Annotated in this window: 24 protein-coding genes and 1 tRNA gene; 11 read left to right on the top strand and 14 right to left on the bottom strand. The window is 40.5% G+C overall.

The window, feature by feature from the left end; all coding sequences use genetic code 11:
* Positions 1-58: 58 nt before the first annotated feature.
* The 9 genes from AC1EU0_RS13560 to AC1EU0_RS13520 all read right to left on the bottom strand — a co-directional run bounded on the left by AC1EU0_RS13560 (position 59) and on the right by AC1EU0_RS13520 (position 7131).
* Positions 59-134: transfer RNA gene (locus AC1EU0_RS13560), tRNA-Lys, on the bottom strand.
* 146 nt (positions 135-280) lie between these two features.
* On the bottom strand, positions 281-1018 hold the full coding sequence (gene ybgF / locus AC1EU0_RS13555) for a tol-pal system protein YbgF (protein ID WP_480302996.1): 738 nt from the start codon (positions 1016-1018) through the stop codon (positions 281-283).
* Between the two features lie 131 nt (positions 1019-1149).
* On the bottom strand, positions 1150-1677 hold the full coding sequence (gene pal, locus AC1EU0_RS13550) for a peptidoglycan-associated lipoprotein Pal (RefSeq protein WP_480302995.1): 528 nt from the start codon (positions 1675-1677) through the stop codon (positions 1150-1152).
* A 24-nt stretch (positions 1678-1701) separates the two neighbouring features.
* A complete protein-coding gene (gene tolB, locus AC1EU0_RS13545) occupies positions 1702-3030 on the bottom strand; it encodes a Tol-Pal system beta propeller repeat protein TolB (RefSeq protein WP_480302994.1) in 1329 nt (442 codons plus the stop codon).
* Between the two features lie 8 nt (positions 3031-3038).
* A complete protein-coding gene (tolA, locus tag AC1EU0_RS13540; protein ID WP_480302993.1) occupies positions 3039-3977 on the bottom strand; it encodes a cell envelope integrity protein TolA in 939 nt (312 codons plus the stop codon).
* Positions 3978-4415: a protein TolR gene (gene tolR / locus AC1EU0_RS13535; protein ID WP_121840454.1), complete on the bottom strand. Its 438-nt coding sequence runs from the start codon at positions 4413-4415 to the stop codon at positions 3978-3980.
* On the bottom strand, positions 4412-5101 hold the full coding sequence (tolQ, locus tag AC1EU0_RS13530; protein WP_480302992.1) for a protein TolQ: 690 nt from the start codon (positions 5099-5101) through the stop codon (positions 4412-4414). The genes tolR and tolQ overlap by 4 nt, the downstream gene beginning before the upstream one ends.
* A complete protein-coding gene (gene ybgC, locus AC1EU0_RS13525; protein ID WP_480302991.1) occupies positions 5091-5489 on the bottom strand; it encodes a tol-pal system-associated acyl-CoA thioesterase in 399 nt (132 codons plus the stop codon). Before ybgC ends, tolQ begins: the two co-directional genes overlap by 11 nt.
* A gap of 772 nt (positions 5490-6261) precedes the next feature.
* The gene (locus tag AC1EU0_RS13520) at positions 6262-7131 is read right to left on the bottom strand and encodes a flagellar protein MotY (protein ID WP_480302990.1); all 870 of its coding nucleotides are present in this window, start codon (positions 7129-7131) and stop codon (positions 6262-6264) included.
* Positions 7132-7283: 152 nt separating this feature from the next.
* On the opposite strand from AC1EU0_RS13520, the gene rnt reads away from it, so the two are divergent.
* Both rnt and AC1EU0_RS13510 read left to right on the top strand, forming a co-directional pair.
* Entirely contained in the window at positions 7284-7940 is a 657-nt protein-coding gene (gene rnt / locus AC1EU0_RS13515; protein WP_480302989.1) for a ribonuclease T, read from the top strand.
* 6 nt (positions 7941-7946) lie between these two features.
* On the top strand, positions 7947-8882 hold the full coding sequence (locus tag AC1EU0_RS13510; RefSeq protein WP_480302988.1) for a pyridoxal-phosphate dependent enzyme: 936 nt from the start codon (positions 7947-7949) through the stop codon (positions 8880-8882).
* Positions 8883-8929: 47 nt separating this feature from the next.
* On the opposite strand, the gene AC1EU0_RS13505 is transcribed toward AC1EU0_RS13510, so the two are convergent.
* Positions 8930-9535: a peroxiredoxin gene (locus tag AC1EU0_RS13505; protein WP_121840582.1), complete on the bottom strand. Its 606-nt coding sequence runs from the start codon at positions 9533-9535 to the stop codon at positions 8930-8932.
* Positions 9536-9812: 277 nt separating this feature from the next.
* Between AC1EU0_RS13505 and AC1EU0_RS13500 the strand changes: the two genes are divergently transcribed.
* The 4 genes from AC1EU0_RS13500 (at position 9813) to AC1EU0_RS13485 (ending at position 16318) form a co-directional block, all read left to right on the top strand.
* Complete coding sequence (locus AC1EU0_RS13500) at positions 9813-11129, top strand: Na+/H+ antiporter family protein (RefSeq protein WP_480302987.1); 1317 nt, start codon at positions 9813-9815, stop codon at positions 11127-11129.
* 324 nt (positions 11130-11453) lie between these two features.
* Positions 11454-11813, top strand: a complete 360-nt coding sequence (locus AC1EU0_RS13495) for a hypothetical protein (protein ID WP_480302986.1) — start codon at positions 11454-11456, stop codon at positions 11811-11813.
* Between the two features lie 156 nt (positions 11814-11969).
* A complete protein-coding gene (locus tag AC1EU0_RS13490) occupies positions 11970-13178 on the top strand; it encodes an efflux RND transporter periplasmic adaptor subunit (RefSeq protein ID WP_480302985.1) in 1209 nt (402 codons plus the stop codon).
* Positions 13179-13195: 17 nt separating this feature from the next.
* The gene (locus AC1EU0_RS13485) at positions 13196-16318 is read left to right on the top strand and encodes an efflux RND transporter permease subunit (RefSeq protein ID WP_480302984.1); all 3123 of its coding nucleotides are present in this window, start codon (positions 13196-13198) and stop codon (positions 16316-16318) included.
* 437 nt (positions 16319-16755) lie between these two features.
* Here AC1EU0_RS13485 and upp read toward each other — a convergent pair whose 3' ends face one another.
* Positions 16756-17382 carry a uracil phosphoribosyltransferase gene (gene upp, locus AC1EU0_RS13480; RefSeq protein WP_480302983.1) on the bottom strand — a complete coding sequence of 209 codons (627 nt, stop codon included), beginning with the start codon at positions 17380-17382 and terminating at the stop codon, positions 16756-16758.
* A gap of 452 nt (positions 17383-17834) precedes the next feature.
* Between upp and purM the strand changes: the two genes are divergently transcribed.
* The 3 genes from purM (at position 17835) to AC1EU0_RS13465 (ending at position 20693) form a co-directional block, all read left to right on the top strand.
* The gene (gene purM, locus AC1EU0_RS13475; RefSeq protein ID WP_480302982.1) at positions 17835-18872 is read left to right on the top strand and encodes a phosphoribosylformylglycinamidine cyclo-ligase; all 1038 of its coding nucleotides are present in this window, start codon (positions 17835-17837) and stop codon (positions 18870-18872) included.
* Positions 18872-19525 (top strand): phosphoribosylglycinamide formyltransferase, encoded by a 654-nt coding sequence (purN, locus tag AC1EU0_RS13470; protein ID WP_480302981.1) that lies wholly within the window; start codon positions 18872-18874, stop codon positions 19523-19525. The genes purM and purN overlap by 1 nt, the downstream gene beginning before the upstream one ends.
* 232 nt (positions 19526-19757) lie before the next feature.
* Positions 19758-20693, top strand: a complete 936-nt coding sequence (locus AC1EU0_RS13465; RefSeq protein ID WP_480302980.1) for a hypothetical protein — start codon at positions 19758-19760, stop codon at positions 20691-20693.
* Here the strand turns inward: AC1EU0_RS13465 and AC1EU0_RS13460 are convergent.
* Together AC1EU0_RS13460 and pdsO are read right to left on the bottom strand one after the other, a co-directional pair.
* Entirely contained in the window at positions 20681-21145 is a 465-nt protein-coding gene (locus AC1EU0_RS13460) for a low molecular weight protein-tyrosine-phosphatase (RefSeq protein ID WP_480302979.1), read from the bottom strand. The genes AC1EU0_RS13465 and AC1EU0_RS13460 overlap by 13 nt on opposite strands.
* 129 nt (positions 21146-21274) lie before the next feature.
* Positions 21275-22006 carry a sortase-associated OmpA-like protein PdsO gene (gene pdsO, locus AC1EU0_RS13455; RefSeq protein WP_480302978.1) on the bottom strand — a complete coding sequence of 244 codons (732 nt, stop codon included), beginning with the start codon at positions 22004-22006 and terminating at the stop codon, positions 21275-21277.
* A gap of 197 nt (positions 22007-22203) precedes the next feature.
* On the opposite strand from pdsO, the gene pdsR reads away from it, so the two are divergent.
* Positions 22204-22884, top strand: coding sequence for a proteobacterial dedicated sortase system response regulator (gene pdsR / locus AC1EU0_RS13450; RefSeq protein ID WP_480302977.1), 681 nt, complete (start codon positions 22204-22206; stop codon positions 22882-22884).
* Positions 22884-25049, top strand: a complete 2166-nt coding sequence (locus AC1EU0_RS13445) for an ATP-binding protein (RefSeq protein ID WP_480302976.1) — start codon at positions 22884-22886, stop codon at positions 25047-25049. Before pdsR ends, AC1EU0_RS13445 begins: the two co-directional genes overlap by 1 nt.
* On the opposite strand, the gene AC1EU0_RS13440 is transcribed toward AC1EU0_RS13445, so the two are convergent.
* Entirely contained in the window at positions 24947-25702 is a 756-nt protein-coding gene (locus AC1EU0_RS13440) for a hypothetical protein (protein ID WP_480302975.1), read from the bottom strand. The two genes, AC1EU0_RS13445 and AC1EU0_RS13440, sit on opposite strands and share 103 nt — an antisense overlap.
* Positions 25703-25977: the final 275 nt, after the last annotated feature.

Genomic DNA, 25977 nt, shown 5'->3' with positions numbered 1-25977 from the left:
ACCGACTGAGCTAACGACCCATCTTGGTGATTGTATTTTACTTCGCAATCTAAAGAAGTGGTGGGTCGTGAAGGATTCGAACCTTCGACCAATTGGTTAAAAGCCAACTGCTCTACCGACTGAGCTAACGACCCACTCTTAACTCAACCCGACCTTGCCGTGCTGAGGGCGCCTATAATACCGTTTTCCATTTCTCATGCAAGTGCAAGAACACGATTTTTTTTTGTTTGGCTGAAAAACAGCCTAAGCGCCCAAAATTTAGTGATTTATCGCTCAGTTTTTATAAGGCCGCGATATTTTTCTTAGCAATTCGAGCTTCTGAACTTTGTGGATACTCATTCAAAACCCGTTCGTAATATCGTTTTGCTAATTTATTATCATTTTGCTTCTCGGCAATTTTACCAAGCTTGATAAGGCTATCTGCTCGCTTACCCGATTTTTCAAACTTATTCACTACAGTTTGAAATGCAACTTTGGCACTTTTTAAATCACCTTTATTAAACTGAAGTTGGCCTAACCAATAATTAGCGTTATCTGAGAAACTAGAGCTAGGGTATTTTCTGATAAAGTCTTTAAAGGCAGGAATAGCTGCGTCGTACTTCCGCTCTTTCAGAACCAAATTAACGGCACGCTGATAACTGTCAGTTTCAGACAAACTACCTGTTGTTGAAGCTCCATCTGCAACCTCTGTATTAGTTTTATCTGATACTGGTAGTTGCACTGGCTGTGATTGCACTTTAGCTAGTTCATCAAACAACTGGCGCTGACGCTGTAAAATTTGCTCAATTTGATAAGCCTGCTGCTCATTCAAACCTCGTAAATCTTGAACTTCTTGTTGCAGAGTATCTACGCGTTGCTGAAGCTCAAATTCAGCCTGTTGTTTGGCTTTGATTATTCGCTCAAGACGAGAGACTCTATCATTTTGAGAACCACCAGCGAGATCCACTACTGGAGTGGGCGCAGCTTGCGCTGCGCCCACTCCAAGGAAAACTACCGTGGCTAAGACGGTTTTTTTCATTCTGTCACTCCATTAACTGAAGAGTAAAACTTTTATACATCTCGTCATACCTAATCCAGTATCCAGAGCCTTTTGCATGATAAAAGTCACTAGACTCCTGCTCTCACAGGAGTGACGAAAAGAAAAGTCTTTTAGTAAACTAGAACTGCACGACGGTTTTGTGCAAATGCTGCTTCAGTGTGACCTGGGTTAGCAGGCTTTTCTTCACCATAGCTAACAACTGTCATTTGACTAGCCTGTACGCCCATGTTTTGTAGGAACTTCTGTACGGCTTTAGCACGACGCTCACCAAGTGCGATGTTGTACTCTGGAGTACCGCGCTCATCAGTGTGACCTTCGATCATTACTTTTACATTTGGGTGCTCAAGTAAGTAGTTACCGTGTGCACGAAGGTTTTCTGCGAAAGCACCTTTAATTTGACTATTGTCGAAGTCGAAGTAAATAACGTTGTCTTTACGTAATTCAGCTTCTTTTTCTGCTCTGATTTCTTCAGGAGTTTTGATCACGGTTGCACTGCCAGTTTCAACACCACCATTGCTAACTTCTGTACCGTTCGAACCATTACCCTGAGTAGACTCTGTTGAAGTAGAGCTACAAGCACTGATTGCTAATACAGGAAGCGCTACTAACATAGCTTTTAACAACTTATTCAGATCCATTATCTGTTCCTTTTCAAAGTTTATTTATAAAAATGGTGACCAGGACGGAGACTTCACTTCCCCCTGACCAGCTGGCAATCTTGCTTTAAAGCGACCATCCATAGAAACGGCGGCTAATACTTGCTTTCCTTGGTACACTGTACCATATATAACCATAGTACCATTAGGCGCAATACTTGGCGATTCGTCTAATGTCGTCGAGGTTAAAATTTGCAAAAATCGAGTATCTAAATCCATTCTTGCAATATGAAAACGGTTATTTGTTCTATTTACAAATACAATCGCTTTACCATCAGGTGTTACAGAGCCACCTAAATTCCACTCACCATCAAAAGTTAAACGTCTTATTTTACCAGATTGTATATTCATTTGGTAAATTTGAGGACGTCCGCCACGTTCCGAGGTGAAAACAATAGATTTACCATCTGGAAACCAAGAAGGCTCTGTATCAATTGAATAATGATTTGTTAATCTTCGCAAGTGTTTCGTTGCAATATCAAGTAAATAAATGTCAGGTTGGCCATCTTTCGAAAGAGTAATTGCTAACTTTTTGCCGTCAGGTGCCCACGCTGGAGCACCGTTTATTCCCGGATAATTAGTAACAACTTGACGTTGTTGCGTAAAAATATCTTGAATGACAATTTGTGACTTTCGATTTTCAAATGTCACATAAGCCAACTTTCTTCCATTAGGAGACCAAACTGGAGACATTAAAGGCTCATCTGACTTAACCAACATAGTCTCGTTGTAGCCATCATAATCAGCAATCATTAGGTGATATGGTTTATCTTGGCTACGATCTACAACGATGTAAGCGATTCGAGTTAAGAACGCACCTTTAATACCTGTCAGCTTTTCATAAACTCGATTACTGATCATATGTGCATAAGATCTGAACTGAGAAGCAGAAATTAATACTTCACTTTGATCAAGCAGCAAACTTTGAGGTGAAGTCACAGTTCCTTGCTGAGGCAACTGTGACTTGATCAAATCAATCAATTGAAACTTAACTTGGTACTGATCATTTCCATAAGGCTTTACATGACCAACTAGCAATGCTTCAGAGTCAACGCCAGACCAATCACTGCTATTAAAGTTAGCTACATCAGAAAGCCCTTGTTGAGGTAATGACAACACATTCAATGGTGAAAATGTGCCACTTCTCTTTAAATCAGACATGACTACTTCTGAGAGTTGCTGTGGCATCTGCCCTTGCCCTTCCCAAACAAATGGCATTATGGCAATAGGACGTGCGGCATCTACACCCTCAGTGATAACGATATCAAGCGCTGCTCTCGCAGGGCTAGTTATTAAAATGGCAACAACAAATAGCCACTTCCCAAAGGTTCTCATAAGACTCCTCAATTGAACTCAGGTGAAACTTCTAAGTTAATATTTTTCATTTGCTCGTAAACATTCACATCAGGCGAGATAGGTAATCGCCCTGCTTTAGTGATAGCGGTTTTCGTCGCTCGACAAACAAGGCTATCACCACCAATGGTTTTACTTGAAATAACAAAACCATCTTTGGCCAATCGAATGTTTACTCGGCAGGTTTTACCATTCATTGATGGATCAACTACCAAATTACGCTTAATGGTTTGGGTGATTAAGGCCTTGTATTTAGCTACTTCACTCAATACCTGTCGATTACGTGTTTTACTCAAGGCGGCTTGCTCAGCCTGCAAGGCCTTGGCTAAATCTTCTTCTTGCTTTTTGCGCGCAGCTTCGGCTTCACGCTTCTTGCGAGCTTCATCCTCTTTACGTTTTCTTTCTTCTGCAGCTTTTTGTGCAGCCAGCTCTTCTTTTTTACGTTTGATTGCTGCGGCTTTCGCTGCCTTTTCGGCTGCTCTTTGCTCAAGCTCCTTTTGCTTTCTTACTTTTTCAGCTGCTGCCGCTTTTTGCTTTTCTTGCTGTTCTTTTAATTTAGCAGCACGAGCAGCGGCAGAGGCTTTCTCTGCTTCAGCCTGCTTTTGCTTACGCTGTTGCTCAAGCTTTTTAATTCGATTTTGCTCTTTTTGTCGAGCTTTGCGTGCAGCATCAAGTTTGCGTTGCAGCTCAGCTTGGCGGTCTCTTTCTTTTTTTGCAGCATCCGCTTTTTGTTTGCGAATTTCAGCCACTTTTTGCGCAACTGCTTTCGAGTCAACCACTACGGCTTTGAGTTTGGGTTCAGATGAAGCTTGTGGCATTTCTGTCGGCTTTTTATCAAAATCAACGCTAACAGCCAAAGCTGCAATTGCTCCAACATGAATGACCAAGGATATTAATAAAGGAACAGAAAAATTAGAATTTTGTTGCATCTAATTTTCCTCCGGCGACTCAGTCATCAACCCAACAGAAGGCACTCCTGCGGCTTGCAAACTCACCATCAACTGGATAACTCGATCATACGGGATATTTCTATCCGCTTTAACGACAACAGGACGTTCAGGCTCGAGCTGAATAATTGCCGCAACCTCAATGCTAATTTGCTCTAAGGTTTTGGGTTTACTTGAAGGGCCATCGCCATCATTTAGGAAGTAATCTCCCACCGAGTCAATTGAAGCGACTAACGGCGGTTTCCCTTCTGCTGGCAATGGCTCTGACTGTGCTGAAGGTAGGTCAACTTTGACGCCTTGGGTCACAATTGGAGCGGTTACCATAAAAATAATCAATAATACCAACATGACATCAATGTATGGAACTACATTGATTTCTGCTACAGGACGTCGGCGTTTGCGTTGATACACTTGCATCAAGCTTGCTCCTTCTTAGCATAAGCTTGACGATGCAGAATATTAGAAAACTCTTCCATAAAATTAATATAAGACGTTTCAAGTTTTTCTAAATGTGTACTAAAACGGTTATAAGCAATTACAGCGGGAATAGCCGCAAAAAGGCCCATTGCAGTGGCGATAAGCGCTTCAGCAATACCCGGAGCAACCATAGCTAAAGTAGCGTTTTCAACTGCACCAAGAGCAATAAACGAATTCATAATACCCCAGACCGTACCAAACAACCCGATATAAGGACTGGTTGAACCGATTGTGGCCAATAATGAGATGTTTGACTCAAGCCCGTCAATTTCACGAGACAGAGTTACGCGCATCGCTCTACCCGTTCCATCCATTACGGCCTCAGGCACATTACCGTTCAATTGACTTAACCGCGAGTACTCTTTAAATCCAGATACGAATAAGCTACCCATTCCGTGTACGCTTTCTTTTCGAGCTGCTAATTCTTGGTAAAGTTTATTTAGATCAACACCTGACCAGAATCGGTCTTCGAACTGAAAAGATTGGCTACGCGCAGCAGAAATAAGTTTACGACGCTGAAAAATAACAGCCCAAGACAGCACTGATAATGCTAATAATGTAAGCATTACAAGTTTAACGAGAAGGCTGGCTTCTAAAAATAGCCCCAAAAAAGAAATATCAGCTTGCACTTATTAACTCCTGCAAAATAAATTGTGGCACCGCAGCCGGTCTCATTTTAGTTAACTTGACACACACAACTACGACCTTAGCTTCACAATAACAGTTTCCGTCATTATCGATGAGAGATTGATGAAAAGTCAGCGAAGTTTTTCGATTGTCAGTAATCTTAGACACCACAGTGAGATTTTGTTCAAATTTAGCTGCAATTTTAAAATCAATTTCACAATGCTTTACTACAAATGCAATATCATTTTGTAACAATTGGGTTTGCTGCACCCCAATATGTTTAAGCCATTCCGTCCTAGCGCGTTCGAAAAACTTAAGATAATTTGAATGATAGACGACACCACCGGCGTCGGTATCTTCGTAGTACACAGAAATAGGCCAACAAAACATAAATGATTTTAACTAACGCTTCTAAAATTCCAAACATCAACTATAACGCATAGTTGCAACAATTGTGAATCTAAATGCAGCGATTTTAGCTTGTTGAAGAATAAAATTTAATGAATTGGCTTGAAGGGAACAAAGCAATATTAACTTTAGTTAAATTAGTGTGACAATCAATCTCAAAGACCACTTAAATGGTAACTTTATGTATACGCGATTTTGACCAAAAACAAACATTTAATTTTTTTGCATTTTTTTCATCATCAACATCGCAAAACCAACCACTACACACAACATAGAACATTAACATTTATAATGACAAACTAGTCGCCATACACGAATAAAAACACTAAGAACATCAAAATCAATGAATAAATGTTGAATAATGAGCTTTCAAGCTTTAATACCAATACGTAGTAATATTAGTTTTCCTAATGCCAGAACCCAAAATAACTTACTTGTTAATTTACTACACTATACCTAAAATGGCCTCGTTTTCCGGAAGTGCTGATTCATTCAGTTGAGAAAACAAGAACATTATCAATGGTGTGAAAACACGGTTGAACTCCCTGGTTCTTAAGGTTGACTTCCTACCTTTTTTTGTTGATTGTATTGTGCATTTTGCCCGCTTTAATTAAGCGGGCTTTTTTTTGCCTAAAATTGAGTTGTTATTGATGGGTCGATATTGAGCTGTATACTCGAAAAACTCTAAGCTTCCGATATACCTGAACGAGCGTGACTCCTTTCACAAGAGCCACTGAAAGAAATTGACTTGAGCTTATGCCCCTTTGCTTATCTGGATTACAACACGTCTGTTTTGCTGTCTTCCCCTAATGGTATCATTTGCAACCAGATGCTTAGTTTCACCATGCCCTGTTGTTAAAATACGGTTTTGTTGAATACCATGCTCCATCAGATACTGTTTGATCTGATTAGCACGCTCATTCGAAACTCGCTTGTTAACATTTCTTGAACCATAGCTGTCTGTATAAGCATCAACCAAAACTAATTCAACTTCAGGATCGTAAGAAAGATATTCTTGAACTCGTTGCATTTGCTTCAAGGAATAAGCGGTTAACTCTTTGCTACCTGATTTAAAGTTCAAAACTGTAAATGCGATATCATCAAAAGAATAAGGCAATAAATTTGATAAACATTGTCTAAATTGGTTGTACATTCTTCTAAAGTTCGCAGCAGACAAACCTACCGCAACTTGCTGCTCAGATCGAAACCAATCTGTATAGTAAAACGTTGGTTGCATTCCTTTTGCTAATTCATTCAGCATCGACCATGCCGCTGGCTTTGGAACCTCGCCATTAAAATATCTTTGATAAGTAATTTCAGTGATGGCTTTATCAGGCTTGCCAGGACGCCATTGAGGAGCACGACTGACTAATCGAGCTTTGGTGACCTTTTCGGGCTTTTGCCACATGGCAAGTTCAAAGTCTAGGTTGATTTTTTTAGAAGCGAAACTGGAAAAAACGGCGTTCCCATATAATGGGATCTGATGCTCCAATCGGCACTCGATGGGACTATTTTGAGTTACCCGCCATTGAGATTCATCCAAATTTGCTACGAAATGACGCAATTGTGCCATTGAAGTTAACGGTACTAGTAATAATCCAGCAATGGTTAATTTTCGCCACATAGTTAAATCTCTTTTTCTATTTACAATGATGTTATCGGCTCAAAATTTATCTTCTTTAGTAAAAAATCCGTACCGACATGAATGACACAGAGACGTCAATCAAGGATAATCTTTCAATAGATGATAAAAAATTACTTTTACAGAGTTAATACATGAGTGAAACTTTCGATCCAAATAAACTAAAACATAGATTTCGTGGCTTCTTCCCTGTGGTGATAGATGTCGAAACGGCAGGCTTTAATGCTAAAACCGATGCCCTACTCGAAATCGCCGTTACTCTGTTAAAAATGGATAATTCGGGTGAATTAGTCCTTGATAGAACTTTGCATTACCACATTGAACCTTTCGAGGGTGCGAACATTGAACCGGCAGCCATTGAATTTAATGGAATAGACCCAACCAACCCACTGCGCGGTGCTGTAGACGAAAAAGATGCCTTTAAAGAAATCATCAAAGAAGTAAAGAAAGCGCAGAAAGCTTCTGAATGCCATCGTTCTATTATTGTTGCTCACAATGCAGCATTCGATCATGGCTTTGTAACTCAAGCTATCGAACGTAATGGCATTAAACGTTCTCCTTTCCACCCTTTTGCAACTTTTGATACTGCTTCATTATCTGGTTTAGCTTTAGGTCATACAGTGCTAGCTAAAGCTTGCGAAAATGCAGGTATTGATTTTGACAATAAAGAAGCTCACTCCGCCTTGTATGATACTGAGCGCACTGCTGAACTTTTTTGCCACATCGTTAATAAGTGGAAAGCCTTAGGTGGCTGGCCGTTAGAAGTTCCTGAGCAACAAGAAGAAGCGTAACCTGCAATGACAAAGCCTCTGCATATCAACACTCCACTAATCCAATCTTTGTCACTTGGGCAAAAGCTGAATGCAAACGTTTGGCTTAAAATGGATGCAATGCAACCCAGTGGTTCTTTTAAAACTAGAGGTATTGGGTTTATTTGTCAGCAATATGCAAAGCAAGGGGCTAAAGGCTTTGTTTCATCTTCTGGTGGTAATGCGGGGCTAGCTGTTGCCTACTGTGGGCGACAACTAAATATACCTGTAACGGTTTATGTTCCTGAAACCACCAAACAACGAGCGATAGATTTAATTCAAGCCGAAGGGGCTACCGTCATAGTAAAAGGCAGCAATTGGGCGGAAGCACATTCCAGCGCAATTCACACCTGTTCTGATGACATTCGCTACATTCATCCGTTTGATGCATCTGAAATTTGGCAAGGTCACGCCACAATAATTGATGAAGTGTTCGATGCTGGGCAAGTACCTGATGCTGTTGTGCTTTCAGTTGGAGGGGGCGGTTTATTATGCGGCGTTGTGGAAGGATTAAAAAGGAACAATGCGGACAACACGCCTATTTTAGCTGTTGAGACCAATGGTGCCGATTCGTTGACTCAAGCTTGTCAGGCTGGAGAGTTGGTTGATATAAACAATATCACCAGTATCGCAACCTCGCTTGGTGCAACTCAAGTTGCGACTCAAGCTTTCAAATATACTCAGCAATATCCCATCACTCCACATAGAGTCACTGACTTGGAAGCCATCATTGGTTGTAAAACTCTGCTCAATGAGCATCGTATTTTAACCGAACCAGCTTGTGGTGCCTCTATTGCTGCAACTTTAAATAGTGATAACCCTTTTTGGCAAGATAAAGAAAACATTCTAGTTATTGTCTGCGGTGGTGTTGGTGTTACAACCGCTCAAATTGACGATTGGTATTATTCACTTTCTTCGACATAAAAAAAGCCGCCATTCGGCAGCTTTTTCATATCAGCTCTAATAATTAATTATAGAGCGTCAGCGTTTTCGCTTAGGTAGTTTGCAACGCCAGCTGGATCAGCTTGCATGCCTTTTTCACCTTTGTTCCAACCTGCTGGACATACTTCACCGTGCTCTTCGTGGAATTGAAGTGCGTCGATCATACGTAGCATTTCGTCAACGTTACGACCTAGTGGAAGATCGTTAACTACTTGGTGACGTACTTGGCCGTCTTTGTCTACAAGGAAAGAACCACGGAAAGCAACACCAGCTTCTGGGTGCTCAACGTCATATGCTTGACAGATTTCGTGCTTAACGTCAGCAACTAGGGTGTACTTAACTGGACCAATACCACCTTCGTTTACTGGAGTGTTACGCCATGCGTTGTGAGTGAATTGAGAATCGATAGAAACACCGATAACTTCAACACCACGCTTAGTGAACTCTTCCATTCTGTGATCGAATGCGATCAACTCAGATGGACAAACAAAAGTAAAGTCTAGAGGATAGAAAAAGATAACCGCTGGCTTACCTTTAATTGCATCTTCTAGGTTAAAACTATCAACGATTTCACCAGAACCCAAAACAGCCGCAGCCGTGAAATTAGGAGCCTTGCGGCCTACTAATACACCCATTTTTGATCTCCATCTTTTATGAGGAAAAATAAATTACTGACCCGAAAATTGAATCCATATGACTCACATATTTCATCGGTTCCATGATCAGCATCAATAAATCTAGAAGCATTATAAGATGTGAATCACTGCTGACAACCCATTTCCTTATAAACTGGTCAACTTTTATTAGTTTCTGATCTGAAACTCTAAAATTTCAACAAAATTCGTACTTTACACGTACACAAAACAAGGGCATAAATATAGCTATTCATAAAAATAACTAAAAGGTAGAGGCATGAATTCTGTTGTCATCGCAGTAAGCTTGATGATGTTGTTAAGCCTATTTCGAATAAATGTGGTGATCTCTCTAACAGTCAGTAGCCTAGTCGCAGGTTTATTAGGCGGTATGGATTTAAAGGCGACAGTTGATGCTTTTAATAATGGCTTAGGTGGTGGTGCTGAGATAGCACTGAGTTATGCACTATTAGGTGCATTTGCAGTTGCACTTTCCCATTCGGGTTTAGCTGATTGGTTGTCACAATCTATCATTAAAAAGCTGGGGAAAACTCCTGATAACAATAATGTAAAAATCGTAAAGTGGAGTATGTTATTTGCCGTTTTAGCTATGGCCATTAGCTCACAGAACATTCTTCCAATTCACATTGCTTTCATCCCAATTATGATCCCTCCGCTATTGGGTCTGATGAATAAATTCAAATTAGACAGAAGGTTGATTGCTTGCATTTTAACCTTCGGTTTAGTCACTACATATATGATCCTACCTATCGGTTTTGGTGGCATATTCCTTGATAGCATTTTGCTGGCGAATTTAAACAATAACGGCTTAAGTGTGGTCAAAGATCAAGTACCATCTGCAATGTTACTGCCTGCAATTGGTATGATAGTTGGTCTACTCACAGCAGTATTTATTAGCTATAGAAAGCCGAGAGAATACCAAGTCAAAGATACTGAAACGTTCGTAATACAAACCATGAAAAAGGCTGATTTAGTGATAGCTGTTTTAGCGATTGCTTCAATGTTGTCTGTACAGCTATACACTGGTTCTATGATTTTTGGTGCATTAATCGGTTTTATTGTATTCAGTTTCTCTGGCGCGATTCGCAATGTGAACGATCAAGATATTTTCAATCAAGGCGTTAGAATGATGGCAGCCATTGGCTTTATTATGATTTCAGCATCAGGATTTGCCGCAGTAATAAAACAAACGGGTGAAGTAGCATCATTGGTCACTTCAATCGAAGCATTAATTGGAAATAGCAAAGCCTTAGCGGCATTCTTAATGCTGATTGTAGGACTGTTTATCACTATGGGGATTGGCTCATCTTTTTCAACGGTTCCCATTATTGCAGCGATTTACGTTCCACTAGCACTGCAATTTGGCTTTTCACCTGCCGCCACCATTGCTTTAGTTGGTACCGCAGGAGCATTAGGGGATGCAGGCTCACCTGCGTCAGACTCAACCTTAGGTCCAACCGCAGGTTTGAATGCCGATGGCCAACATGATCATATGCGAGATAGCGTGATACCGACCTTTATCCACTACAACATTCCGTTGCTAGTATTTGGGTGGATTGCGGCGATGACCTTGTAGTTTTTAAAGTCGTGGTACAGCGTATCACACCGTCAAAAAGGGAAAACACCAGCTTTTTCCCCTTTTAAATCCCCTAAGCTGCCTCAACGAGGCTAAACGAGCTTCTGTCCCAAAGCCTTTTAGATTAATTACACTACAAATAACAAGATATAGCCTTGTCACCCAAAACTACAATATAAAAATAAGAGAAAGATCTCATAGATGAGTTCTGGCTTATTGAATAGCTCTTTTCTTATTCAAGTGTATTCGGTAATATCACTAGTGAATTTTATAGGTTGACTTGATTTGCTGCGAATATTAACAACAACATTGGTAACAACAATCATGCTACTGCAATTATTTGTGGCAAATGTTGGTGCGCATCAAATTCATGAGACTGAGCATCAAGCCGAAGGTGACAGTCACGTTCACTTGCAGCTAGAGATTACCAAAACGGTTTCAAATGATCAGTGTTCCATAGATGACTGGAACCAAGGCCCAGATAAGAGTGAGCATCAACATAGCAAAGTGGTTGATTTGTGCTTGGATTGCCAATGTCACGGTACCTATGTTTCTCTCATTTCCGTACTTCAAATTGATAATACGATTGCTCGCACAACAGATATTACTCTAAATGTTATAAATTACTTTCCACCAGATATTGCTCCTGCATATCGCCCTCCCATATCGTCTCAACAGGTTTAATCAAATTCGCTGATAACGAATTGCATTTCTTTTAAAAAGAGACTTTTAGCTTTCCGGCATCCTGAATTCGTTATCAAATAAAACCTTTGACAGATCACGTTTTGCGTTGTGGTCTGTCTATAAAGTTATGGCGTAGCCATAGCTTGAGGCAAAACAATGAATAAAAACATTACCATAAAGCAATCGATGCTTAGCTTAACCATTCTGATGAATATTGGTTTAGCTATTCCAGTAAGTTATGCAGGAGAAGGACATAATCATGATGAGCCTGCTAAATCTTTACTTAAGCCCAAAATGGCTGAACATTCAGATGAAGATAGTCATTCTGAGGCATTACAATTAACTAACGTGCAAATGGAGCTTGCGGGTATCAAATTAGCTTCTATCAACAGTCCTGTATTGGGGCTGGATAATCTTGATGTTCAACATATGGCGACTGCTACTTTAGCGGTTAATCGCAATTTAACCGCAGTTATTGATCCGCAGTTAGACGTCTTAGTCCTGCAAAGAAAAATTGTACCCGGTCAAGAAGTCAAAAAAGGGCAGATACTTCTAGTGCTAGGCGGTAAGGACGTTGCTCAAGCCCAAGCTGAATACATTAATGCTGCAAAAGAATGGGATAGAGTAAAACGCTTAAGTAAAAATGCAGTCAGTGATAGCCAGCGTCAACAAACCTTGATTGATGCACAGTTGAAAAAAGCCATTTTGCGTTCTATTAACATGACTGAAGCGCAAATTGCGATTTTGAAACGCACTCCGGAATCTGTGGGAAGTTTTGAGTTACTGTCGCCATTAAATGGCCGAGTTCAGCAGGATATTAGCCGAGTAGGACAAATAAACCCTGCAGGTACACCGCTGTTACAACTCACTGACGAATCGAGCTTATGGGTGAAAGCGGAGTTAACGCCAGCGCAATCGAAAGATTTAACTGCACAACGCAAAGCGGTAGTCAAAATTGGTAATACCCTAGTGGAATCCAAATTGATTGGCCGTTCCCATGAGTTGGATAAAGCAACACGTACTGAAGAAGTGTTGTTTAGTATTGATAATTCATCACATAAATTACATGCAGGCGAGTTTGTTGAGTTGTACTTCTCGGCAGGTGATAAGTCGCAGCAAGGTATAGTCGTACCTGATTCTGCGCTTACACGGAGCGGTGACGGTGATTGGCAGTTATTTCTCAAAGATGAAGATGGTTTCGAAGCCATTGAAGTTGAAATTGCTGAACGCCAAGGTGGTTTAAGTCGGATTGTGAGCCCTGAATTTACGCACTTGAAACAAGATAATGCACAAATCGTGCTAGAAGGTGCGTTCTTTCTTGCTTCAGAAAAAGCGAAATCGGGCTTTGATATTCACAATCACTAACTGCAGGAGTCATCACTATGCTAAACAAATTAATTGAGTTTGCTGTTGATAAGCGGCTGTTAGTGTCTCTGACTTTACTTTTTGCTATTGGCGGCAGCATTGCCATGCTACCTAAACTGAATCTTGACGCTTTTCCTGACGTTACTAACGTGCAGGTAACGGTTAATACCGAAGCGGAAGGGTTAGCGGCAGAAGAAGTTGAAAAGCTGATCACTTACCCTGTTGAATCCGCTATGTATGCGCTGCCTGCTGTAACGGAAGTCAGATCCTTATCTCGTACAGGTTTATCTTTAGTGACTGTGGTTTTTAAAGAAGGCACAGATATCTATTTTGCAAGGCAGCAAGTTTTTGAACAACTTCAGGCTGCAAAAGAAGCCATTCCTGATGGTGTGGGTACACCGGAAATCGGTCCTAACACATCAGGGCTTGGGCAGATATATCAATACATACTTCGTGCAGAACCAAGTTCTGGCATATCAGCCGCTGAATTAAGAAGTTTGAATGACTATTTAGTGAAGCTGATTTTAATGCCTGTCAGTGGTGTGACCGATGTTCTGTCATTTGGTGGTGAAGTTAGGCAATACCAAGTACAGGTCAATCCTAATAAATTACGTGCTTACGGTATAACCATGAGCCAAGTGACAGAAGCGCTAGAAAAAAACAATCGCAATGCTGGCGGTTGGTTCATGCCGCAAGGTCAAGAGCAACTTGTTGTCAGAGGCTACGGTTTTTTACCTGCAGGAAAAGCAGGGCTTGCTGCGATAGCTCAAATACCGTTAATTGAACATAACGGGACGCCAGTTAAAGTATCTGATATCGCTAACGTCGCTTACGGTAACGAAATTCGTGTAGGTGCAGTGACCATGACTAAGCGTGATCCGAAAGGTCATCCTCAAAACATGGGAGAAGTTGTTGCAGGAGTGGTATTAAAACGCCTTGGAGCTAATACCAAAGCCACGATTGATGATATCAAAGCTCGTGTTCCAATGATTGAACAAGCATTACCAAAAGGTGTGACGTTTCAGCCTTTTTATGATCAATCGGATCTAGTGGAAAAAGCGGTTACCACAGTAAAAGACGCTTTGCTGTTAGCGTTTGTATTTATTGTGGTGATTTTAGCGTTATTCCTCGTCAATATCAGAGCGACCATGTTGGTATTGCTGTCGATCCCCGTCTCAATTGGCTTAGCGTTAATGGTGATGTCTTACTATGGCTTATCAGCTAATTTGATGTCATTAGGTGGATTAGCCGTTGCGATTGGTATGCTAGTCGATGGCTCGGTTGTAATGGTTGAGAACATTTTCAAACACCTCACTCAACACAAACAAGAAAATAAGACTTCTATTCTACAAATTTCTAAAGAAGTGCTTAATGCAGCAAAAGAAGTATGCAGTCCAATCTTCTTTGCAACCGCCATTATTATCGTTGTGTTCGCACCATTATTTGCACTGGAAGGCGTAGAAGGAAAGCTATTTCAGCCTATGGCGGTAAGCATTATTCTTGCGATGATTTCGGCATTAGTCGTGGCTTTAGTTGTCGTACCAGCGCTAGCCGTGTACTTGTTCAAATCAGGTGTAACGTTAAAGCAATCGGTAGTGTTAAAACCATTAGAATTGGTTTACCGAAAAGTGCTGACAGTGGTATTCGCTAAACCGAAGACTGTAATTTTACTGGCTGTGACAGTATTTACGGTTAGCATGACTTTACTGCCTAAGTTAGGTACTGAATTTGTGCCTGAATTAGAAGAAGGAACCATCAATTTAAGGGTGACTTTAGCACCAACAGCAAGTTTACAATCATCCGTTAATGTAGCTCCAAAAATTGAAAAGCTGTTATTGGCTTTTCCTGAAGTTAATTATGCGTTAAGTCGTGTCGGTGCTCCAGAGTTAGGTGGTGATCCTGAGCCTGTAAGTAACATTGAAATTTATATCGGATTGAAACCTGTAGAGCAGTGGACGAGTGCTACAAATCGTTTTGAACTGCAACGACTGATGGAGAAAAAACTCAGTGCCTTTCCTGGTTTATTGTTTACCTTCTCACAACCGATTGCCACCCGAGTAGACGAACTTTTATCTGGTGTAAAAGCACAGTTGGCCATCAAATTGTTTGGTCCTGATCTGAATGTGTTGTCAAAAAAAGGTGAAGAGTTAAGTAAGTTGGTAGCGAAAATTCCCGGTGCCGTGGATGTGTCTTTAGAACAAGTCAGTGGTGAAGCTCAGCTAGTGGTAAGACCCAATAGAGCTAAATTGGCTCGTTATGGGATCAGTGTTGATGAAGTTATGTCTTTGATCAGTCAAGGTATTGGCGGTGCTAGTGCTGGGCAAGTCATCGATGGTAATGCCAGATACGATATTAACGTACGCTTAGCCAAACGTTTTCGTTCAAGTCCTGATGCAATTCGCAACTTGATATTAACTGGAGTCAGCGGTGCAACTGTGCGTTTAGGCGAAGTTGCCGATGTCAATGTTGAAATGGCGCCTCCCAATATCCGTCGTGACGATGTTCAACGTCGAGTAGTGGTACAAGCTAATGTTTCTGGTCGAGATATGGGATCAGTGGTAAAAGACATTTATGCGGCTGTGCCGAAAGCCAATTTACCTGCTGGATATACTGTAGTTGTCGGTGGTCAGTACGAAAATCAGCAACGAGCACAACAAAAACTGATGTTGGTCGTGCCTGTGTCGATAGTCTTAATTGCTATGTTACTGTTCTTCTCATTTGGAAGTGTTAAACAAGTTTTACTGATCATGGCTAACGTGCCACTGGCATTGATTGGTGGGGTAATGGCATTGTACTTTACTGGCACTTATTTATCGGTTCCAAGTTCAATTGGTTTTATTACCTTATTTGGGGTTGCGGTGCTTAATAGTGTGGTGTTGGTTGATTCGATTAATCAGCGACGAGCCAGTGGCGAGCCATTGTATGAATCAGTGTATGAAGGAACGGTTGGCAGGTTGCGCCCTGTGTTAATGACCGCATTAACCTCTGGGCTAGGTTTGATTCCCATATTATTATCGAGTGGGATTGGTAGTGAAATCCAAAAGCCATTAGCCGTAGTTATCGTAGGTGGTTTAATCAGTTCAACCGCTTTGACATTGTTGGTTTTACCAACGCTGTATCGTTGGGTATATAAAGACTAGCTTTGCAATAAATACTAAAGACAGGTTGGTTGTTCAAGCACTCAACCTGTTTTTAGTCGACTAAAGGCATTTTAGATTTAGAAGCTTTTCAAGTTCTGTATGCATCTTAATTTGCCAAGTTAATTATTTGAAACTACAAAACTCTATCTCGTTTATGTCACAAAATACCTTCGCCGAATGAATTTTCATATAATATTTAATCGGAGAGAGAATATCGTCCCCCTGAAGATATTGAGGAAATAATTGAATATAAAATGGCGTAAGCTCGACACGGACGTATTATCAGAGCCGTTAGTCATTTATTCAATTATCACCGATAACATTTAGCTTTGTGAGGCGGCGCGGGGATATGCAAGAGGGGGAATGCAGGTGTTCCTCCTCTTGTGCGTTGTGGTGCGCAGTACCACAATTTTTAAAACTTCCTAAAAATTTTACTTTTACTTAGTGCCAAAAATCTTATCGCCAGCATCACCTAAACCAGGCAAGATATAGCCTTTCTCATTTAGGCAATCATCAATCGAGGCGGTATACAGCTCTACATCTGGATGTGCTTTTTTCAGGGCTTCAATACCTTCTGGCGCTGCAACTAATACTAAGGCTTTAATGTGCTTACAACCACGTTCTTTGAGCAAATCAAGGGTTGCGATTAACGAGCCACCAGTAGCGAGCATTGGATCTACAACTAAAGCTAAACGCTCATCAATTTCACTGGCTAATTTTTCAAAGTATGGAACTGGCTCTAGCGTTTCTTCATCACGGTAGATACCTACGACCGAGATGCGAGCACTTGGCATATGTTCAAGTACGCCATCCATCATGCCTAATCCAGCACGAAGGATTGGTACTACAGTTACCTTTTTACCTTTAATTTGATCAACTTCAACTGGACCATTCCAACCGTCAATAGTAACGCGTTCAGTTTCAAGATCAGCTGTTGCTTCATAAGTTAATAGGCTACCTACCTCTGCCGCTAACTCGCGAAAACGCTTAGTGCTAATATCACCTTCACGCATTAATCCGATTTTGTGGCGTACTAACGGATGCTTCACTTCTACGACTTTCATAGCCTACTCCTGATTATTTTTGTCATATAAGCCGCTGTGACCAACTTCACAACGACTACCAAAAGGCAAATTGGCTGAATACTAATGGATTTGATTACTGAATAGAATAGAAAGCATATTAAAAACAGTAAAATGTGATCAACATCCACAAGCCAAAGCATAATGGTATAAAAAATCATCGAGAACAGTGTGTTCTGAACAAGCATCTCGCTTCACGCCCTGCTAACAAACTGATAAAATACGCCGCAAAATTATACCTCTACTCAAAGTGTAAGTTTCATGGACATTTCTGTGAATAGTGATAGGAACAAGTTTGCAATAAGACAACCGTCCTATACAGGATGTATAGGTCGTCAGTACATGGATGTACGCTTCAGTTGTCGTCTGCAAACTTGTTCTATGCATAACACTTCAAGTAAACCCTACAACGACGTACCTAATGAGGAACTCCTGTGACCGCTCCTACCTCTCTAAGCTATAAAGACGCTGGTGTTGATATTGATGCTGGTAATGCTTTGGTTGATAACATTAAATCTGCTGTTAAACGCACTCATCGCCCTGAGGTTTTGGGTAACCTAGGTGGATTTGGTGCTTTATGTGAACTACCAACCAAATATAAGCAACCTGTTTTGGTTTCTGGCACTGACGGTGTAGGTACTAAGTTACGTTTAGCCATTGACTACCAAAAACATGATTCTGTCGGTATTGATTTAGTCGCTATGTGCGTGAATGACTTAATCGTTCAAGGTGCAGAACCTTTATTCTTCTTAGACTATTATGCTACAGGCAAATTAGACGTAAACACTGCAACTTCTGTAGTTAATGGTATTGCCGAGGGCTGTCATCAGTCTGGTTGTGCGCTTATTGGCGGTGAAACAGCTGAAATGCCAGGTATGTATGAAGGTGAAGATTATGACTTGGCTGGTTTCTGTGTTGGCGTAGTCGAAAAAGAAGAGGTCATTGACGGTACCCAAGTAAAAGCTGGCGACGCGTTAATCGCGCTTGCTTCTAGTGGCCCCCACTCTAATGGCTACTCTCTTATCCGCAAAGTATTGGAAGTGTCTGGCGTAGATCCAAAACAAGAACTTGCTGGTAAGCCACTTATTGATCACCTGCTTGAGCCAACTCGCATTTACATCAAACCATTACTTAAATTGATTGACGCTTCTGAAGTGCATGCTATGTCTCACATCACTGGCGGTGGCTTTTGGGAAAACATTCCTCGTGTGCTCCCAACTGATTGTAAGGCTGTCATTGACGGTAATTCTTGGGAATGGCCAATAGTGTTTGATTGGTTAAAAGGTAACGGCAACATCAGTGAATTTGAAATGTATCGCACCTTTAACTGCGGCGTCGGTATGATTGTTGCGCTACCTGCGGAAAAAGTAGACGAAGCGCTAACTTTATTAAATTCAGAGGGTGAAAACGCTTGGTTAATTGGTACTATTGCAGCACGTAATGGTGATGAAGAACAAGTGGAAATCCGTTAATGGACTCTGAGCAAAAAAACTGTCGTATTTTAGTACTCATTTCTGGAAGTGGCAGTAATTTACAAGCCATCATTGATGGCTGTGATGATCACCTATGTGGTGAAGTTGTGGGAGTGATCAGTAATAAACCTGACGCTTACGGCTTAATACGCGCCCACAATCATGAAATTGATACCAGTTGTGTAATTGCTCGCAAAGGTGAAGAGCGCAGTGATTATGATGCTCGTTTAAAAACCGCTATAGATCGTTACCAACCTGACCTTATCGTTTTGGCTGGTTTTATGCGCATTTTAACTCCTGAGTTAGTTAATGCTTACTTAGGAAAAATGGTGAATATCCATCCTTCGCTTTTACCTAAATATCAGGGGTTAGATACCCACCAGCGTGCAATCAATGCTGGTGATAGTGAGCATGGCGCAAGCGTACATTTTGTTATTCCAGAACTCGATGCAGGCCCGATTGCACTTCAAGCTAAAGTTCCAGTATATCAAGACGATACAGCTGAAGACCTTGCACAGCGTGTCCACCAGCAAGAACACGCCATTTACCCAATGGTTGTGAAATGGTTCTGCCAAGGCCGTTTAGTTATGGAAAGCGGTCAGTGCTACCTAGATGGTGAATTGCTTGGTACTCAAGGATACGCACCAGACTAGGCATGAAGGCTGCTGAGCTTTCAGGGTTAAATCTCGCATCATTAAAATAAGAGGCTTTGGCCTCTTTTTTTAATGCTTATGATGTTCTTTTAATTAACTTAATTTAACGGATAATCGCCTAAAAATAGGCTATTTTTTACTTGTAAGAATCATCTGTTAGATATCCTTTATGTTGAATATGTACTGTACATCCCCTGAGGCGAGTGCTGGTTATACCAGTAGGTCTGAGCATGTGAACTCGACAACATCGGATAACACTATTGACGACGATTACGTATTTCTAGCGCTTGATCACACAAATATGCCAAGACAAACATCTACCCCATTAACCTCTGGATTGCTAGATTCTTGGCATAAAATCGAATCTTTTTTTGACTCTACTAATGTAGATTATGCTCTGGAGCTTTTTGGTCAGTTAGCATCTATTGATACCGAAGATCGTAACAAGCCTTTTATTTTTAATGAACTAAAGGCTCTCGCCTCCCAAGTTCACCGAAAGGAATTTAAAGAGAAGGTTAATAGAGAACACTTAGGTGAAAGTACCACCTATAGAATTGGCTTATTACAATTCTCATTACTCAAAGTTTCAGTTGACACTACTTTACTTGGAACGACCTTACAAAACGATATCACCGCAGCAAAGCAACGAAACGCTTCCTCTCAGCATAAAAGGCCATCTCCATTTTATTCGGATATGAGACGTGACTTCTATACCAAACATATATTAGATAATACGGTTTCCAAGAGTATTGATGAAGTTCAGCTTTATTTAGCTCAAGAGCGTGAGGCCGTTGAAGCTATACTCAACCTGAACTTGCTCGGTACGGTTTATACCAATTTAAAAGTAAATCAAGGATGCCCTGACTCTTTATTCTCATGTTCCGCAGGCTGTCATTTAACTTATGAGTACTCACGTTCAAAAATCGATAACGCTACGACAGCGCTTGTTGTTAATGTTGAAGCTTATAAAGACTTCTGCTTTGTGGAACACCACAAAAGAAAAGATATTTTAGATTTGCCTGAAGACATACGTCAAAGAAAATCAATACACACCAAGCTGACACTCCAATTTGTCGGCGAAAAAATAACAGTTCTAGAAGCTACCGTTTACTTTGGAAGTCATTTAACGCCTGCTCAGATGACTCATATCTTAGTTCAAGGACAATAGTACTTTTCTATTAACTCATCTGCACTGGCTTCAATTAAATCTAGAACCAATTCAAAACCATCTTCAACACCATAATATGGATCAGGAACTTCTAGATAATCACTCTCAGTAAATGACAGTAATAATCTCAACTTATGCCGATACTTTATAGGGCAAATCACTTGTAAGTCTTTTAAATTGGCACTATCTGCAGCCAGAATAAGGTCAAAGTTTGCAAAATCTTGTGTCGTTACTTGCCTAGAGGTTATACCAGAAAAGTCATAGCCTCGTTGCTCACCCGCAAAACGAGAGCGAGGATCTGGCAACTTTCCTTGATGAAAACCAATGGTTCCAGCACTATCTAGTTTAACCTCAATGCCAGCTTGGTGAAATTTCTGCCTAAATACGGCTTCTGCGGTAGGTGAGCGGCAAATGTTGCCCATACATACAAATAAAATTGACTTAATTTTCATAATCGTAATAAGTTTTTCTTTTGCAAAACCTTAACTGTAAATTGATTGGGATTCAATAAAGGGATCTTCCATAGACCACTAACTAAAAACTATGGAAGATCAAAGGGAAAGGTTCGGAGGCTACAGCGTCTACTGCTTAGCCGTTAAACTCGACTCCATTTCAGGACTAAGCTGCAACGTCACCCTGCGGTCAAATACATTATTTTCTAAATTTTGCTCTTGATGTACTGGAGCTGTATCGCCATAAGCTTTAGCTGTCAGCCTCGTTTCATCCACTCCAAGACCGGTCAATAATGATTTAACCGAAGAAATACGCTTTTCAGACAGTTTCTGATTTAAATCAGTTTGGCCTTGCCTATCAGCAAAACCGCTTAAGTCTAACTTGAGTTCAGGCTGAGCATTCATCAGCTTTGCTACCTCTTCAAGTTGTTTCTGATACAAAGGCTCGATTTGAGCTGAGCCCGTTCTAAATTGCACATTCAACCCCAAATCTAATTGTTTTAAGGTTTTCATTTCACCTAACTGTTGTAGCTTATTTTGTGCTAAACGATATTGATGTGACAGATGTTGATAATCTTGTTGCTGCTCGTTCAATTTGGCTAACTTCACTTGCTGTTGCTGCAATTTAGTATCTTGAGCTGTAAGCTTTTCGTCATCGGCCACACTTTTACCGATAACCCCACCTGTAATGGCACCAATTACTGCACCTACAGGGCCACCAACAGCCGCACCTAATAATAAACCTGAACCAAATCCAACTAACTGCTCCTGTTGCCCATGTTGCTCTTCAGTGTTAGCCATCGCCATATTACTTGTAACAATTGAACCAATGATTAATGTTGAGATGATTGCCTTTTTCATAGTTTGCTCCATGTTTTTAAATTGATAACGAATGTGTTTCGATGGGGATTATTAAAACAAATCAACTTGGCAATATTGGGGAGCTAAAATGATGTATTGGGGATCAAATGTGGCAAAAATATGGCAATTCCTCTTGTTCGCTGATTTCTTATTATTTTTTCGGTATATTGCTGTAAAGCACTTAAAACCAAGTAAAGATGAAACGCATAGCCATAGTAGAAGACGAAACCATCATCCGTGAAAACTATAAAGAACTTTTGGAAAACCATGGTTATCAAGTTCAAGGCTACGCTAATCGCTCAACGGCTATGCAAGCGTTTGAGGTTCGTTTACCCGACCTAGCGATTATTGATATTGGATTGGAAGATGAGCCTGACGGTGGATTTATGCTTTGTCAGTCTCTTAGAGCCATGTCCCCTACTTTACCCATTATCTTTCTCACGGCGAGAGATAGCGATTTTGATGTAGTAAGCGGTTTACGACTTGGCGCAGATGATTACCTTACTAAAAACACTAGCTTTCCGCACCTTATGGCACGAATCGCCGCACTGTTTCGTCGAAGTGATTTAGCCACACAGACGAAACATGAAATCATCGAGGTTAACCAGCTACAACTGGACTTAGATAAAATGACTGTACAATGGCAAGGGAAAACATTGGAAATGACCGTGACCGAGTTCTGGATGCTACATGCATTGGTTAAGCGACCTGGTCATGTTCGATCCAGACAAGATCTAATGTCAGATGCAAAAATCTATGTTGATGACAGCACCATCACTTCTCATATAAAACGGATCCGAAAAAAGTTTATGGCGGTTGACTCTGATTTTGATCATATCAGTACCGTCTATGGCATGGGCTATCGCTGGAATCAATAATGCGGCGATTACCCTCTTTTAAGCTCCCAAAGTTTAGCCTTAGAACCAAATTTTTGGTTATTGTGCTTTTCTTGTCAGCTTTGCCTTGGTTTGGATACCGCTACTTTAATGAACTTGACGTTTACTTAAAGCAAACTCAACTGAATAACTTGTCTAATACCTCACAAGCCGTCGCAACAGCATTACAGCAACGTCCCAAGCTTTTTGAACGATTAAATTTTTCTCGCGATAAAATTCAGCCCAAAGACTTTTATTTATATCAGTTAAGTAATCCAGTGTATTTCACGGGCAGCACAAAAGATTGGTCATTAAAACAAAGTCCAGCCCAGATTTTCACCTCTCACAACTCAAGCAACCAAGCTATTGTTCATGTTGGGCAATACGAAAACCAAGTCTTCATGAGTTTTCATATCACAGTACCTAATCTTGATTTAAACCACGGCTCACATTCCCCATATGCTAGCCAATACTTACAAATTTCAACGGTAAAAGGTCACCGCTTTAATCGCTTTTTACTGACAGTTTCAGCTAATGGGCAACTAAAAGGCTTTTCGTTACCTGACGACCCCGCCATGATGACCCCCCTCACTCCAGAATCAGACATTGAGGGAATGTGGACACTCACTAATGACGGTATTCTGCTTCAACTCACATTACCTAAAAATTTGTTAGGAAAAGCCATGGCGTTTGAAAGTTTTTTTCATACCATTCATGGCACAACAAGCATTACTTCAAGTCCAGTTAATTCACCACTCACATTAGGGCGTTTAATTGAACCTAGTAGCGATATTGAGCAAATAATTGATTCATTAGATAACTCTGATTCTCGAATTTGGGTACTGAACCATGCAGGTCAAGTGCTGGCACAAGGAGGCGATATTCATGCTAGTGGTCAAAGTTGGAGTTCAGGTATCAGCACCACTTCTTCAGTCCCTGATATTTTAAAGCCTATCTACCATTGGTTTATTGGAACAGAAAATCTAAATTTTGTTGACCCGAACAAACAACAAATCCAATTTGATGATCCTATGACTCACAAAGCGTTGAATGGTTTTAAAGGGCAATCAGAAACAGCACTCGCTGACTCAGACACGGAACTGTTGTCCAGCATCATACCTATTTGGCATCAAGGAGTGGTTGTAGGTGCTGTATTAACTCAACAAACCACCCAAGGCATTCAAGAATTACGCAGCCATGCCATGACGTCATTACTCAATACCGCCTTGATTGTGACCTTTTTAGCCAGTGTTAGCATGCTAATTTTTGCCACTTCCATTTCACGTAGAATAACGCAATTACGAGATCAGGCCGAATCAGTTATCGATTCAGATGGAAAAATTCAAGCGGTTGATATTGATAGCCAGAATGCTGATGAAATTGGCGACTTAACCCGAAGTTTTTCAAGTATGCTGACACGAGTTGAGCACTACAACCATTATCTCGAAAACATGAGTTCTCGTTTATCTCACGAGCTTAGAACACCAATTACCATTGTACGATCATCATTAGATCACCTAGAACTTCAACAAGGTAAAAGCAATGACAACAAGTACTTGCTTAGAGCTCAAGAAGGATTGCAAAGGCTTAATGGTATTTTAAATAGCATGTCTGAGGCCACTAGATTAGAGCAAACTATAGATTCTGAACCGCGAAGTCCTGTGGACTTGTCACAACTTGTAAGTAACTGCGTTGATATCTATCAGCAAATTTACCCTGAGCATCAATTCCAAGCTGAAATTCAAGCTAATATTCGTATCTTAGGTGTAGAAGACTACTTAGCTCAATTGTTTGATAAAGTGATTGCCAATGCAGTGGAGTTTTCGCAATCCTGTGATCCAATCATCATTCAACTTATCAAGGAAAACAAACAAGCTGAATTATCAATAACCAATACAGGACCAATGCTACCAGAGGGAATGGAAAGTGAGATTTTTAATTCAATGGTATCAATTAGGGAACACGAGAATAAACAAAAGCCCCATTTAGGCTTGGGGCTTTATATTTCAGCAATGATATCTCGCTTTCATCACGGCAGCGTTCAGGCAAAAAGTTGCTCTAAAAATCAAACAACGACAATATCAGCTAACTTTCCTTTGCACACATCCAATGGAGCACAAGAAGAGAAAGAATCAACCAACCACTCTCCAAAACTTAACAGGTTGTAATTTTCGGAAGTCAATGCTTTGATTTGAGAATCAAGTATCATTTGACGAGTGATTTTACTGAATTTTGGATCATCATTCAGCAATTGGTAGCGAATACCTTGTCGAGAAACCACAAGCGATTTACCATTAAGTTCAAGTACAACCGCATTTCTATGATCCAGTATATAGCCTGATATTGGACAGCGATGTTGGATCGGGCTATCTGAGCTATTGATATCCAATCTTGATTCAGCCTTTGGAACTTGACTTAACATATCCACTTGCTGTTTTGCCTGCTTGAATACCTTCGGGTTTTCCATTGAGAATTGATGCAAGTTTGTACGGTATTTAGTACTCACTTGAAACCGTCCAAAAATACTCCTTGATGGCGTACCAGCTGCTCTTATCCCTTCACCTTTGAGAGTGTCTCCTAAGTAATCTCGATTACGCCTATTGAATTTGGCTAGAAAAAAGCTGCAAAAGCACTCAAAAAGTCCTTTCAAACCGCTACTGTAGGGACTAAGTCTTTCCACATAGAGTTCGTCGCTTCGAGCGTAATGGCGAATTTGATATTTTTTACCACTTTCAGTAAAACATTCAGCACTGGGTTGATCCCAGTTGAAATGGGCAAAGTCATGAAGCTTAGAATAACTTTGAGGAACAACAAGAGTCATAAAAACTCCTAATAATAAGGGAGGATGTAAAAGTACATACACCAAAATATCAATGGCTATAAAAACCACTAAAAACAGATATATATTATGGTCGTGAGCAACGCCCAGAGCAATGTTTGTAAACCTAATTTAACCTTATATTTACTTTAGATTTAAACAAAAACAACAAGCAATGTTCAATAAAAATTGATCTAACTCACAGGTAAAATTAGGTTTTTCTAATATATTAATATTTTAAAAATTAGAAGGAGTTTTAAGATGGAATTTATACTTTG

It is taken from the genome of Parashewanella sp. 2210YD4-3 (genome assembly GCF_056591735.1).
The sequence above is the reverse complement of the archived record's forward strand: the minus strand, read 5'-3'. Positions and strand labels throughout refer to the sequence as shown.